The organism is Streptomyces sp. WAC00040, from assembly GCF_056835925.1.
In genome coordinates, this window is sequence record NZ_JAKQZE010000003.1 from 523,242 (window position 1) to 536,035 (window position 12,794).

Genomic DNA, 12,794 nt, shown 5'->3' on the forward strand with positions numbered 1-12,794 from the left:
CCCCGCGGGGCCCGGACGTGGAAGAGCCACGGCCGCACCTCTATGGTTACTGGCCATGTGGCCAGGACAGCAGCCGCCCGGGGGCGAGCAGAACCCGCAGGACCAGAACCCGTACCAGCAGCCGGGGTACCAGCAGCCGAATCCGTACCAGCAGCCGGGATACCAGCAGCAGGGGTACCAGCAGCCCAACCCGTACCAGCAGCCGACCGCGCCGCAGTACGCCGTGCCCGGCCAGACGCCGGGAGCGCCGCAGCCGGCGGGTGACGACAAGAGGAAGACGACGATCATCGCGATCGTGGCGGCCACCGCGGTCGTCGCGACCGCCGTCGTGACAGGCATCGTCGTACTGCCGGACGACGAGAAGTCGTCGGGCAAGGGCGGTGACGTCGCCGCCTCGCAGCCGGCCGACCCGAACGCCTCTGACAAGCCGAAGGGCTCGGACGAACCGGCCCCGTCGCCGACGGGCAACCCGCGCGGCGGTGAGGCCAAGCCCACCGTCGCCGGCTGGAAGGTCGTCACCAACCCCAAGCACGGCACCCAGTTCGACGTGCCGGCGGAGTGGGAGGTGTCGAGCTCCGGCACGGCCACCGGCTTCGAGGACGAGAAGAAGGGCGACGGCTCACCCGTCGTGGTTATGTCCGCACCCGCCCACTTCAAGAGCAAGTGGTGTCTCTTCGACTCCGACAAGGACGGCAGCGAAGAGGACTACGGGGTGGCCGGCACCGGCACCAAGGGCGGCAAGGGCGCCAAGAGCACCGCGGAGGCCGCCTACAACGAGGCCGGCAACTGGGCCTGGGCCGCCTACGCCCAGACGGAGCCCGAGGGAACCGTCAAGATCACCAAGGCCGTCGACTACACGACGAAGTCGGGCCTCAAGGGCAGCGTCTCCACAGCCACAGCCCTCGGTGTGAAGAAGGAGAACAAGTGCGAGACGGACGGGAAGTCGATCGCGTTCAGCTTCAAGAACGAGAAGGGTGACTTCGCCAGCTGGGTGCTGTACTCCAACACGGGCGTGCCTGACGAGGTACCCGACGCCACGATCCAGCAGATCCTCAGCACCGTTCGGCTGGCCGGCAGCTCGGGCTGAGCCGCCGACCGCCGTCCACGGGATGAGGCGCGACAAGTCGTTTGGCAAGTCCGGGCGACACCGGGGATAGTCCTCCGGTGACATCTCCCGCTGCCGCGCCACGCCGCACATCGCGCCGCCCCGAGTGGGCGGGCCGCAACTACACACTGCTGACCGCCGCCGCGATCATCACCAACCTGGGTAGCCATGGTGCGCTGATCGCGGCGGCGTTCGCGGTGCTTCAGGCGGGCGGCGACGGCGGGGACGTCGGCCTGGTGGCCGCAGCCCGCACCCTCCCGCTGGTGCTGTTCCTGCTCATCGGCGGCGCGATCGCCGACCGGCTTCCGCGACACCGGGTGATGGTCGCGGCCAACGCCCTCAACTGCGTCTCGCAGGCGCTGTTCGCCTTCGTCGTACTGTCCGGCGAACCACAGCTGTGGCAGATGATGCTGCTGACCGCGCTGTGCGGCACCGGCCAGGCGTTCTTCAACCCCGCCGCAGAGGGCATGCTGATGTCCAGCGTCAGCGGCGAGCAGGCGAGCCGGGCCTTCGCCCTGTTCCGGATGGCCATGCACGGCGCGGCCATCGGCGGGGCCGCGCTCGGCGGCGCGATGATCGCCGCGATCGGACCGGGCTGGGTCCTCGCCGTGGACGCCGCGGCCTTCGCGGTCGCGGGCGCGCTGCGGGCGTTCCTGGACGTGAGCCACATCAGACCCCGGGAAGCGGGCGGCGGGCTGCTCGCCGACCTGCGCGACGGCTGGAAGGAGTTCGTCGCCAGACCGTGGCTGTGGGCGATCGTGGCACAGTTCTCGGTGGTCGTCGCCGTCGTGGGAGCGGCCGAGTCCGTCTACGGGCCCCTGGTCGCCAGGGACGAACTCGGCGGCGCGGCGCCCTGGGGTGTGGCGCTCGCGGCGTTCGGCGTGGGCACGCTCGGCGGAGCGCTGCTGATGATGCGGTGGAAACCGCGACGGCTGCTGCTCGCCGGAACGCTGTGCGTCTTCCCCCTCGCGGCGCCGTCCGCGGCTCTCGCGGTGCCCCTCCAGGTGGAGGGCCTCGCGGTGGTGATGTTCGTCAGCGGCGTGGCCATCGAGGTGTTCGGTGTGGCCTGGATGACGGCGCTGCACCAGGAGATTCCCGAGGACATGCTCTCGCGAGTCTCCGCCTACGACTGGTTCGGCTCGGTCGCGATGCTGCCGCTCGCCACGGCGCTCGCCGGCCCGGCGGAGTCCCTGTTCGGACGGAGGGCGTCCCTGCTGGGGTGCGCGGCGCTGGTGGTGGTCGTGACGGCGGCGGTGCTGCTCGTTCCGGACGTACGGAACCTGAAGCGGCGCGGGGCGACGGTCGCGGCGGGCGGGCCGTCGACGCCGACGCTGTCGAAGGAAGCGGCGCCGCAGGCGTAGCGGGCGGGCGCGTGCCGCCTGCGGCGGGCTGTTCCCCACTCCGCCCCTTCCCGAACCGGGGCAGGCCCCCGGACCTCGTACCGCGCTTCGTACGGTGTCCTACGGCTTGGCGGCCGTGGGAGGTGCCCCACGGGCTGAAGTTGCCTGGCTGCTCCGGCCCCGCCGGCGTTTGAGGCGCGGGGGTCCGGGGGCAGAGCCCCCGAAACACCGCGCGGAGCGCGGTGGCGGGTCCGCGCGGAGCCCGTTTCGGGAAGGGGTGGGGGCGGGGAAAGCGCCCCGGCAGCGGACCGTCACCCGACGGTGAACGTCCCGTCCGGCGGCTCCGGCGACCGCACCGCCGTCGTGTCGTCCACCGGCCCCGCGTCGCCCCGCAGCCGCGCGAGCGCCGCCCCCTGCTCGACCCGGGCCGGGAAGGCGTCCGACGCCGTCCGCCGTGCCAGCGGCGCCGTGTCGATCGGCGACTGCGAGGCGAGCAGCACCGCGTTGCCGAAGCGGCGTCCCCTCAGTACGGACGGTTCCGCGATCAGGGCGAGCTCGGTGAAGACCTCCGCGAAGGTGGCCAGTTGGGAGCGGAGAAAGGTGAACGGCGCGCCGTCGGCGAGGTTGGCGGCGTAGACACCGCCCGGCCGGAGCACCCGTTCCGCTGCCCTCGCGTACTCGACCGTGGTCAGGTGCGCCGGGACCCGGGAGCCGCCGAAGACGTCCGCCACCACCATGTCCACGGAGTCCGCCGCCGCCCCCTCGACCCACTTCCGCGCGTCGTCCCGGTGGACGGTGACGCCGGACCCCTCGGGCAGCGGCAGGTGCTCGGCGACCAGGGCGGCGAGCCCTGCGTCGTACTCGACCACGTCCTGACGGGAGCCGGGCCGGGTCGCCGCGATGTAGCGCGGCAGGGTGAGGGCGCCGCCGCCGAGGTGCAGTACGGAGAGCGGTGCACCCTCGTCGGCCACGCAGTCGACGACGTGGCCGAGCCGGCGCAGGTACTCGAACTCGAGGTGCGTCGGATCGTCCAGGTCGACGTACGACTGCGGGGCGCCGTCGACGGTCAGCAGCCAGGCCCGCTCCCGGTCCACGTCGGGCATGAGCTTGGCGGTGCCGCCATCGACGGCGCACAGGACGGGGATCGGCTCGTTCACCGGGCCATTGTCCCCGTCCCGCCGCCCCCGTCTCACAGCACGGTCGTCACCGTGCCCGCGCCGACAGTGCGGCCGCCCTCGCGGATCGCGAAGCCGAGCCCCGGCTCGAGCGGGACGTCCCTGCCGAGCTCGACGGTCAACGCGACCGTCTCCCCGGGCCGTGCCACGCCCGCCGCGCCGAGGTCGATGTCGCCGACGACGTCCGCGGTGCGGATGTAGAACTGCGGCCGATAGCCGGTGGAGACGGGTGTGGTCCGTCCGCCCTCACGGGCCGAGAGCACGTACACCTGCGCGGTGAAGCGCCGGCTCGGTACGACGCTGCCGGGCGCGGCGACGACGTGACCGCGCCGGACACGGTCGCGGTGGAGGCCGCGCAGCAGCAGTGCCACGTTGTCCCCCGCCTCCGCCGACTCCATCGGCTTGCCGAAGGTCTCCAGTCCTGTCACCACGCTCTCGGTGTCCGCGCCGAGCACCTGCACGCGGTCGCCGACCCGTACGGTGCCCCGCTCGACGGCACCGGTGACGACGGTCCCGCGCCCCGTGATGGTGAGCACGTTCTCCACGGGCAGCAGGAACGGCGCGTCGGTGTACCTGACGGGCATCGGCACATAGGTGTCGACGGCGTCGAGCAGTGCCTCCACTGCGGCCGTCCAGCGCGGCTCGCCCTCGAGCGCCCGCAGCCCGGAGACGCGCACGACCGGCGCCGCGTCGCCGCCGTACCCGTGTGCGGTCAGCAGTTCCCGGACCTCCAGCTCGACGAGGTCGGTCAACTCGTCGTCGCCCGCGTCGGCCTTGTTGATGGCGACGACGATGTGGTCGACGCCCACCTGGCGGGCCAGCAGGACGTGCTCCGCGGTTTGCGGCATGACCCCGTCGAGCGCCGAGACGACGAGGATCGCCCCGTCCAGTTGGGCGGCACCGGTGACCATGTTCTTGACGTAGTCGGCATGGCCCGGCATGTCCACGTGGGCGTAGTGACGGGTGTCGGTCTCGTACTCGACGTGCGCGATGTTGATGGTGATGCCCCGCGCGGCCTCCTCGGGCGCCCGGTCGATCCTGTCGAAGGGCACGAACGTGCCGCTCCCCCGCTCGCTGAGGACTTTCGTGATGGCGGCGGTCAGGGTGGTCTTGCCGTGGTCGACGTGGCCCATGGTGCCGATGTTGAGGTGCGGCTTGGTCCGCACGTATGCCGTCTTGGGCATGGCGCGATGGTTCCTTCCCGGAACTCGAAGTGTGGGACCCCTGGGCCTGGCCGACCCTCCCCCTGTGGGGTCCGCCGGACGATCCGGGAAGGGTCAGCTTCGGGCGCCGTCGAGGGGCGCTGCGGCAGCATCGGCTGCGGGGAGAACGGCAGCCTTCGGCGCGTCCGCGAATGCGGACGGCGCTGCGAGGAAGGCGTACCGGAACATGGGTGAATGATCACCCGGTGCGGGTGCGGCCGTCGAACGGTTTTCCCGGCACGGCCGTTCACGCAGAAGCGGCCCGGCGGGGGGACCCGGCCGGGCGCCCGCCGCAAGCAGTGCGATCAGCCGGCACCGGCGCCCCTCAGAGGTGCTTGAGCGCCTCGCGGACGGACAGCGGCGACAGGCGGTCGCGTGCGCCGTCGACGAACTGCCGTACGGCGTCGGGGTCTGTCCTCGCGTACTCGCGCAGTGCCCAGCCGATCGCCTTGCGGACGAAGAAGTCCGGGTGCCCGGCCCGGCGGAGGCAGTGGTCGAACAGCCTGGCGCTGTCCGTCGCGGCCCGGAAGCGCAGTTGGTGCAGGAGTGCCGTGCGCACCACCCACATGTCCTCGTCGTCGATCCATTCGTCCATCACTTCACCGAGCGCCGGATCGGCTGCCACCAGGGGCCCGACGACATGGACGGCGAGCATGTCGACGGTGTCCCACCAGGGCACGGTGGTGACGAGCCCGCGTGCCACGGGCAGGAAGCCGGAGGAGCAGCGGCCGGCGTGACGGCGGAGATAGTCGACGGCGAAGTAGTGGTACTCCCGCTCGGGCAGTTCCCAGCAGCGCAGCGCCACGGCCGTGCAGTCGGCCTCGTCGGGCCGGGGTGTGCCGGCGAGGACCGTGCGCGACAGCTTTCTCCGTGCGGGCGTGGGGATCCCGAGGAACGGGGCGACGCCCTTCATGTACGCGGCGGCCTTGGCGGCACGCTCGGCGTCCCCCGCGGCCGGGTACACGACGACGAGCCGGGCCATGACGGTGTCGGCGAGATCGCTTCGCGGTACGACGTGCGTCATACGGCACACAATAAGGCGATCACGGGCGGCTGTCGGTTAGTCTCCCCGGATGCTCGACCCCGTCCCCAGGCCGGCATCCGGTCTCGCCTTCCGCTGCTCCAGGGCCCTGTTCTCGCCATGGTCGCGGCTGACCCTTCTCGCGGTGGTGCTTGCCTCCGCGGCGGTGACGGTCCTGCTCTACGAGCCGCAGCGGCTGCTCTCGGCCGGCTGGCCGCCGCACTTGGGCGGGCCGGCGGCCGTGGTGCTGTTCGGCGTCGGGTACGGGGTGTGCACGGCGGCCTTCGTGCCGCGGCCCATCCTCAATCTGGCGGCGGGGGCGCTGTTCGGCTCGCAGGCCGGGCTCGCGGCGGCGCTCGCCGGCACGGTGCTGGGCGCCGGAATCGCCTTCACGCTGGGCCGGTTGCTCGGTCAGGAAGCGCTCCGGCCGCTGCTGCGTGGCCGCTGGCTGAAGGCCGCCGACGGTCAGCTCAGCCGGCACGGTTTCCGTTCGATGCTGGCGATCCGGCTGTTCCCCGGTGTGCCGTTCGCCGCCGCCAACTACTGCGCGGCCGTGTCCCGCATGGGCTATGTGCCCTTTCTCCTCGCGACCGGTCTGGGCTCGATCCCCAACACGGCGGCGTACGTCGTCGCCGGCAGCCGGGCGGGTTCGCCCACGTCGCCGGCCTTCCTGATCGCGATGGGCTTCATCGTGGTGACGGGCCTGGCCGCGGCCGCGGTCGCCTGGACCAAGCGCCACCGCCTGCGCGGCACCGAAGGCCGCACCGCCGAAGCCGGAGGCGCCGACACCGCCGATTCCCACGGTGCCGAAGGCCCCGGCAGCGACAGCCGCGTCGCCGAAGGCACCGGACGGGTCACGGCGTAGGAGTCTCCGGCCGCTGACGCACGCGCCTCGGGACGCCGCCCGGCGGCCGGGCGCCGGGGTGTTCGGACCCCCGCCTGACAGGCGCGGGCGGGTACGTCTCCCGACTCCGTGGCGGGGGCTGCGGCAAGCCCTTCATTTTGGGGCGCTACGCTGCCAACCGGCGCCGGCCCGATGACGTACGTGAGTCGTATCTCACGGGTCATGTGCCTTCGCGCGCGCCTGACAGACCGTGATCAGCTCTTGGGTGGCGTAGCTTTCATGTCTTGGTTCGAATCATTCATCCTCGGGCTCGTCCAGGGGCTGACGGAGTTTCTTCCCATCTCCTCCAGCGCGCATCTCCGGCTCACCGCCGCGTTCGCGGGCTGGCACGACCCGGGGGCCGCGTTCACCGCGATCACCCAGATCGGCACGGAGACGGCCGTCCTCATCTACTTCCGCAAGGACATCGCGAGGATCGTGTCCGCGTGGTTCCGCTCGCTCACCGACAAGGCGATGCGCAGCGACCACGACGCGCAGATGGGCTGGCTCGTGATCGTCGGCTCCATCCCGATCGGTGTGCTCGGCGTCACGCTGAAGGACCAGATCGAGGGCCCGTTCCGTGATCTGCGGCTCATCGCCACGACCCTCATCGTGATGGGCATCGTCCTCGGCTTCGCGGACCGGCTCGCCGCCCGCGACGAGGCGGGTGGCCGGCACCGGGTGGTCAAGGAGCGCAAGACGCTGAAGGACCTGAGCGTCCGCGACGGTCTGGTCTACGGCGTCTGCCAGGCGATGGCGCTGATCCCGGGCGTCTCCCGCTCCGGCGCCACGATCAGCGGCGGTCTGCTGATGGGCTACACCCGTGAGGCGGCGGCCCGTTACTCGTTCCTGCTGGCGATCCCCGCCGTGCTCGCCTCGGGACTGTTCGAGTTGAAGGACGCGGGCGAGGGTGGCCATGTGTCCTGGGGGCCGACGATCTTCGCGACGATCATCGCCTTCGGTGTGGGCTACGCGGTGATCGCCTGGTTCATGAAATTCATCACTACGAAGAGCTTCATGCCGTTCGTGATCTACCGGATTCTGCTCGGAATCCTGCTGTACATCCTGGTGGGGACGGATGTGCTGAGCCCGCACGCGGGTGAGTCGGCGGGCTGAGCGAGCAGTTCGCGCGGAAGACGGACGCGGGGCGAAGGCCGTAACCTGGCAGACATGTCCGCCTTTCCCCGCGAGTCCGAATCCGAAACCTCGTTGTCCGCATCCGAGCTGAACGCACGGATCCGAGAGCTGTGGGCCGACGGCGCACTCCCCGAGGACCGGCGTCCGGAGTACGAGGCACTGGTGGTGGAGTGGGCCGCTGCGGCACGCGAGGACGTACAGCGCGCCGCGTAGCGCCCAGCGGGCGGCGGCCGCGCCCCGTGCCGCTGCCCGCCCACGACGCCCGTGACCGGGCAGCCGCCCTCCCCCGCTCGGCTAGCCTGAGTGCACGATGAACCGTCTGACCACGCCATGGGGCGCGTACGAGCTCGCCCGCTTCCCCGAGGACCCGCGCGACACGCTCCGCGCCTGGGACGCCGCCGACGAGTACCTGCTGCGCCATCTTCACGGCATCGACGACGCGGCGCCGACGGACCTGTCCGGCACGGTGGCCGTCGTCGGCGACCGATGGGGCGCCCTGGTCACCTCCCTCGCCGCCCACGGGACGGGCGAGACCGTCCAGATCACCGATTCGTTCCTCGGCCAGGAGGCGACCCGCGGCAATCTGCGCCGAGCCGGCGTCGAGCCGGGCGTGGTGAGGCTGCTCACCGCGCGGGACGAACCGCCGGAGCACATCGACGTGCTCCTGATCCGCGTGCCGAAGAGCCTCGCGCTCCTCGAGGACCAGTTGCACCGGCTGGCGCCGTCCGTGGACGCGGACACCGTCGTCGTCGGCACGGGCATGGTCACGGAGATCCACACGTCCACGCTGAAGCTGTTCGAGCGCATCATCGGGCCGACCAGGACGTCACTCGCGGCGAAGAAGGCCCGGCTGATCTTCTGCACCCCCGACACGGCCCTCCCCCGGCTCCCGAGCCCGTGGCCGCTGCGGTACGCCCTGCCGTCCGACACCGGCGTCCTCGCGGGCCGCACCGTCACCAACCACGCGGGCATCTTCTGCGCGGAACGCCTCGACATCGGCACCCGCTTCTTCCTGCGCCACCTGCCGCGGGGCCGCGGCCCGGTGCGGATCGTGGACCTGGGCTGCGGCAACGGCGTGGTCGGCACGGCGGCCGCGCTGGCCGATCCCGGCGCCGAGGTGACGTTCGTCGACGAGTCGTACTCCGCCGTGGCCTCGGCGGAGGCCACCTTCCACGACAACGTGCCGTCCGGCACAGCGGAGTTCCTCGTCGGCGACGGGCTGTCCGCCCTCGCGGACGCGTCGGTGGACGTCGTGCTGAACAACCCTCCGTTCCACTCGCACCGCGCGACGACCGACACGGCGGCCCGGCGGATGTTCGCCGACGCGCGCCGTGCGCTGCGTCCCGGCGGTGAGCTGTGGGTGGTCGGCAACCGGCATCTCGGCTACCACGTGCGGCTGCGGCGGCTGTTCGGCAACTGCGAAGTGGTCGCCGGCGATCCCAAGTTCGTCGTGCTCAAGGCAGTACGGCGCTGATTCCCAGCGGGCCGCTCAGGCGTCGGCCCGCTGCCAACGGCTGTACCGGGCGCGGGAGGTCTCGCGCACACCGCCGAGCGTGCCCCCACCCGCCCCCGCCGAGCCGGGGCGGCGGCGTGAGCACGGTCGGCTCCAGGTGCCCCTCCGCCGTGGCCTCCTTCGCCGACCGCGGCATGCACGGCCCGCCGAAGACGGCGGTCGAGTCGCAGCGTGCTGCGGGAGTGGGGTGTGGCCGGTTGCCGACGCCGTGCGGGTGACGGGTGCGCACGGCTCTTGGCCTGGCAGGCCGCTTGGCCGACACTGAGCCGATGACACAGCGCGTGGATCTCGCGACCGTGATGGACAGGCTTGCCGTCGACGATGTCGTCACCGACTACGCGGTGGCCGTCGACGACGGCGACTGGGAGGCCTACCGTGCGCTGTTCACGGGCGACGGCCGGGCCGACTACCGCGGCTCCGGGGGTATCGAGGGGCCGGCGGCCGAGGTCGCCGAGTGGTTGGCACGTGCGATGCGGCTCTTTCCCGTCCGCCAGCACCTCATCGTGAACCGGCGGGTGACCGTCCAGGACCTGGACGGGTATCCGGGTGACCGGGCCGAGGTGCGCGCCGACTACCTCAATCCGATGCGGACCGAATCGGGTGACGAGTTCGTTTCGGGCGGTCGCTACAACTTCGTTCTGATCCGCGAGGAGGCCGGCTGGCGGCTGCGGTCCCTGGTGATCGAGGAGAGGTGGCGACGCGGCGGCGGGAAGCTGGGCGAGGCATGACGCGGCACGGTTGCGGCGCCCGCCGACACCGGGCACCGGAGGGCGGGACCCGGCGACGCGGGACACGACGGAGTCGCGCTGTCGGCCGAGAGACCCGCTACGACGCGTATGTCGGTGGCGCCTGGGGCGGGTGAGGCGCACTGTTCGCCGACGCCGATCTTCGCGCACACTGGTGGTGAACGGCTCGTGGCCCCTCGAGGCCGGACGAGGAGGCGCTGCATGCGGATTCCGGTCGGCAGGCGGGACAGGACGCGGCACGACGGGTGGCACGAGCAGTTTCTCCGTTCGCGGGGCTCGCGGGGCGCCGTCGCGTTCGTGGCCGGTGCGCTGCCCGCGCTCGCCTTTCCGGAACCGTCGCTGTGGTGGTTCGCCTTTCTCGCGCTGGTCCCGTGGATGCTGCTGCTGCGCACCGCGCCCACCGCCCGTCGTGCGGCGTTCGAGGGCTGGCTCGGCGGTGCCGGTTTCATGATGGCCATGCATCACTGGCTGCTGCCGAGCCTCCATGTCTTCCTGCTGGTGCTGGCGGCGCTGCTGGGGCTGTTGTGCGCGCCGTGGGGGGTGCTCGTGCGGGTCATGCTCGGCGGGACGCCGTCGACGGCCCGGGCGGCGGTGGCCGTCGGCGCCGTGCCCGCGGGCTGGCTCATGATCGAACTGGTTCGCTCCTGGGAGGGGCTCGGCGGCCCGTGGGGCCTGCTGGGCGCGAGTCAGTGGGAGGTGACGCCGGCTCTGCGGGTCGCCTCGGTCGGCGGTGTCTGGCTGGTGAGCCTGCTGGTGGTGGCCGTCAACACGGTGGTCGTGCTGCTCGTGGCGGTCAGGAGCGCCCGTAGGGCCGCTGTGGCGGCGGTCGTCCTCTGCGCGACCGGCGTGACCCTGGTGTGGGCGTGGGCGCCGCAGCCGCGTGAAGCGGGCCGGGCGAGGATCGCGGTGGTCCAGCCGGGCGTCGTCGGCGGCATGCTCAGCGCGGAGCGGCGTTTCGACCGCGGCGAGGAGCTGACGCGCGAGCTGAAGGGCCGCGATCCCGATCTGGTGGTCTGGGGCGAGAGCAGCGTCGGCGCGGACCTGCGGGCGCGGCCCGATCTGGCCGAGCGCCTGGCCGCCCTGTCCGGTGAGATCGGCGCACCGGTGCTGGTCAATGTGGACGCACGGAGCGAGGGCGCCTCGGGTGCGCCGGGGATCTACAAGAGTTCGGTGCTCGTCGGCCCCGACGGCCCGACCGGGGACCGGTACGACAAGATGCGGCTCGTCCCGTTCGGTGAGTACATCCCTGCCCGGTCGGTGCTCGGCTGGGCCACGTCGGTGGGCCGGGCGGCGGGCGAGGACCGGCTGCGGGGGCGTGCCCCGGTGGTGATGACGCTGCCGGACGACGGCACGCGGGCGCCCGGTCTGCGGCTCGGCCCGCTGGTCTGCTTCGAGTCGGCGTTCCCCGACATGAGCAGGCGGCTGACACGGGACGGCGCGCAGGTGCTGGTGGCCCAGTCGGCGACGTCGTCGTTCCAGGAGAGCTGGGCACCCGAGCAGCACGCGTCGCTGGCGGCGCTGCGCGCGGCGGAGAGCGGCCGGCCGATGGTGCATGCCACGCTCACCGGCGTGAGCGCGGTGTACGGGGCGGGCGGCGACCGGGTGGGAGCACCGCTCTCGACGGAGAGCGCCACCGCCGCGGTCTACGAGGTGCCCTTGGTGTCCGGGACCACGCTCTACGTCCGGTTCGGCGACTGGCCGGTGTACGCGTCGGTGGCGCTGCTGGCCGTGCTGGCCGCCGTCGGCGGTGTGCGTACCCTCAGGCGGCCTGCTCGAGGGCCAGGCGGACCACTCGCTCGCACAGCTCGTGAGTCCTCAGCGCGTCCTGTGCGCTGAGGACCTTCCCCGTGCGCACGGAGTCGAGGAAGGAGTGCACGACCTGCTCGATGCCGCGCTGGCGGGCCACCGGCACCCAGTCGCCCCGCCGCCGGACGCTGGGCTGGCCCTTGTGGTCGACGATCTCGGCGAGGTTGCGGACCTCGCGCTTGGAGTCCTGACCCGAGACCTCGAGGATCTCCTCCGTGGAGCCGCTCATCCGGTTCATGAGGCCGATGGCGGTGAATCCGTCCCCCGACAGCTGGAGGACGACGTGGTGCATCAGGCCGCCGACGATCCGTGCGCGTACGTCGGTGTGCTCGACGGTTCCCGGGAGGAGGAAGCGCAGGGTGTCGACGACGTGGATGAAGTCGTCGAGGACGAGGGTGCGCGGGTCCTCCGGGAGGCCGACGCGGTTCTTCTGCATCAGGATCAGTTCACGCGGGTGCTCGAGGCACTGCGCGTAGCCGGGGGCGAACCTGCGGTTGAAGCCGACGGCGAGGCTGGTGCCGCGTTCCTCCGCCAGCGCCACCAGCCTCTCGGAGTCGGCCAGTTCGTAGGCGAGCGGCTTGTCGACGTAGGTCGCCACGCCCGCTTCGAGGAGCCGGGTGACGATCTCGGCGTGGGCGGAGGTCGACGCGTGGACGAAGGCCGCGTCCAGTCCCTGTGCGAGGAGCGGGTCCAGGTCGGTGTGACACCGCTCGACGGGGATGTGGTGGGTCTCCGCCGTCCGGGCAAGGGTGGCCGGCGTGCGGGTCTGCAGGTGCAGTTCCACCCCGGGCAGGGTGGTGAGCACCGGCAGGTACGCCTTCCGCGCGATGTCGCCGAGCCCGATGCAGCCGACCTTCACGGGGTTC

12 protein-coding genes are annotated in these 12,794 nt (G+C 72.1%); 8 read left to right on the plus strand and 4 right to left on the minus strand.

Annotated features, from left to right (window positions below; translation table 11 throughout):
• Window positions 1–55: 55 nt before the first annotated feature.
• Together MDN94_RS27815 and MDN94_RS27820 are read left to right on the plus strand one after the other, a co-directional pair.
• A complete protein-coding gene (locus MDN94_RS27815) occupies window positions 56–1,087 on the plus strand; it encodes a DUF8017 domain-containing protein (RefSeq protein ID WP_482728645.1) in 1,032 nt (343 codons plus the stop codon).
• Between the two features lie 77 nt (window positions 1,088–1,164).
• Window positions 1,165–2,466, plus strand: a complete 1,302-nt coding sequence (locus tag MDN94_RS27820; protein ID WP_482728646.1) for an MFS transporter — start codon at window positions 1,165–1,167, stop codon at window positions 2,464–2,466.
• A gap of 290 nt (window positions 2,467–2,756) precedes the next feature.
• Here MDN94_RS27820 and MDN94_RS27825 read toward each other — a convergent pair whose 3' ends face one another.
• The 3 genes from MDN94_RS27825 to MDN94_RS27835 form a co-directional block, all read right to left on the minus strand.
• A complete protein-coding gene (locus MDN94_RS27825) occupies window positions 2,757–3,602 on the minus strand; it encodes a spermidine synthase (RefSeq protein WP_482728647.1) in 846 nt (281 codons plus the stop codon).
• A 32-nt stretch (window positions 3,603–3,634) separates the two neighbouring features.
• Complete coding sequence (gene tuf, locus MDN94_RS27830; RefSeq protein WP_482728648.1) at window positions 3,635–4,804, minus strand: elongation factor Tu; 1,170 nt, start codon at window positions 4,802–4,804, stop codon at window positions 3,635–3,637.
• Between the two features lie 343 nt (window positions 4,805–5,147).
• A complete protein-coding gene (locus MDN94_RS27835; RefSeq protein ID WP_482728649.1) occupies window positions 5,148–5,846 on the minus strand; it encodes a DNA alkylation repair protein in 699 nt (232 codons plus the stop codon).
• 49 nt (window positions 5,847–5,895) lie between these two features.
• Here MDN94_RS27835 and MDN94_RS27840 point away from each other — a divergent pair, with 49 nt between their 5' ends.
• The 6 genes from MDN94_RS27840 (at window position 5,896) to lnt (ending at window position 11,958) form a co-directional block, all read left to right on the plus strand.
• The gene (locus MDN94_RS27840) at window positions 5,896–6,708 is read left to right on the plus strand and encodes a TVP38/TMEM64 family protein (RefSeq protein WP_482728650.1); all 813 of its coding nucleotides are present in this window, start codon (window positions 5,896–5,898) and stop codon (window positions 6,706–6,708) included.
• Window positions 6,709–6,966: 258 nt separating this feature from the next.
• A complete protein-coding gene (locus MDN94_RS27845) occupies window positions 6,967–7,842 on the plus strand; it encodes an undecaprenyl-diphosphate phosphatase (protein ID WP_482728651.1) in 876 nt (291 codons plus the stop codon).
• Between the two features lie 54 nt (window positions 7,843–7,896).
• Window positions 7,897–8,076: a hypothetical protein gene (locus MDN94_RS27850; RefSeq protein WP_482728652.1), complete on the plus strand. Its 180-nt coding sequence runs from the start codon at window positions 7,897–7,899 to the stop codon at window positions 8,074–8,076.
• A gap of 97 nt (window positions 8,077–8,173) precedes the next feature.
• Complete coding sequence (locus tag MDN94_RS27855) at window positions 8,174–9,337, plus strand: methyltransferase (RefSeq protein WP_482728653.1); 1,164 nt, start codon at window positions 8,174–8,176, stop codon at window positions 9,335–9,337.
• Between the two features lie 308 nt (window positions 9,338–9,645).
• Window positions 9,646–10,104 carry a nuclear transport factor 2 family protein gene (locus tag MDN94_RS27860; protein ID WP_482728654.1) on the plus strand — a complete coding sequence of 153 codons (459 nt, stop codon included), beginning with the start codon at window positions 9,646–9,648 and terminating at the stop codon, window positions 10,102–10,104.
• A gap of 219 nt (window positions 10,105–10,323) precedes the next feature.
• Window positions 10,324–11,958: an apolipoprotein N-acyltransferase gene (gene lnt / locus MDN94_RS27865; protein WP_482728655.1), complete on the plus strand. Its 1,635-nt coding sequence runs from the start codon at window positions 10,324–10,326 to the stop codon at window positions 11,956–11,958.
• Here lnt and MDN94_RS27870 read toward each other — a convergent pair.
• On the minus strand, window positions 11,882–12,787 hold the full coding sequence (locus tag MDN94_RS27870) for a Gfo/Idh/MocA family protein (protein ID WP_482728656.1): 906 nt from the start codon (window positions 12,785–12,787) through the stop codon (window positions 11,882–11,884). The genes lnt and MDN94_RS27870 overlap by 77 nt on opposite strands.
• Window positions 12,788–12,794: the final 7 nt, after the last annotated feature.

Excerpts from the sequence above, each read along its gene's own strand:
- MDN94_RS27835 (WP_482728649.1), bottom strand. The coding sequence starts at position 5,846 with ATGACGCACGTCGTACCGCGAAGCGATCTCGCCGACACCGTCATGGCC.
- MDN94_RS27850 (WP_482728652.1), top strand. The coding sequence starts at position 7,897 with ATGTCCGCCTTTCCCCGCGAGTCCGAATCCGAAACCTCGTTGTCCGCA.
- tuf (WP_482728648.1), bottom strand. The coding sequence starts at position 4,804 with ATGCCCAAGACGGCATACGTGCGGACCAAGCCGCACCTCAACATCGGC.
- MDN94_RS27855 (WP_482728653.1), top strand. The coding sequence starts at position 8,174 with ATGAACCGTCTGACCACGCCATGGGGCGCGTACGAGCTCGCCCGCTTC.
- MDN94_RS27860 (WP_482728654.1), top strand. The coding sequence starts at position 9,646 with ATGACACAGCGCGTGGATCTCGCGACCGTGATGGACAGGCTTGCCGTC.
- MDN94_RS27815 (WP_482728645.1), top strand. The coding sequence starts at position 56 with ATGTGGCCAGGACAGCAGCCGCCCGGGGGCGAGCAGAACCCGCAGGAC.
- MDN94_RS27845 (WP_482728651.1), top strand. The coding sequence starts at position 6,967 with ATGTCTTGGTTCGAATCATTCATCCTCGGGCTCGTCCAGGGGCTGACG.
- lnt (WP_482728655.1), top strand. The coding sequence starts at position 10,324 with ATGCGGATTCCGGTCGGCAGGCGGGACAGGACGCGGCACGACGGGTGG.
- MDN94_RS27840 (WP_482728650.1), top strand. The coding sequence starts at position 5,896 with ATGCTCGACCCCGTCCCCAGGCCGGCATCCGGTCTCGCCTTCCGCTGC.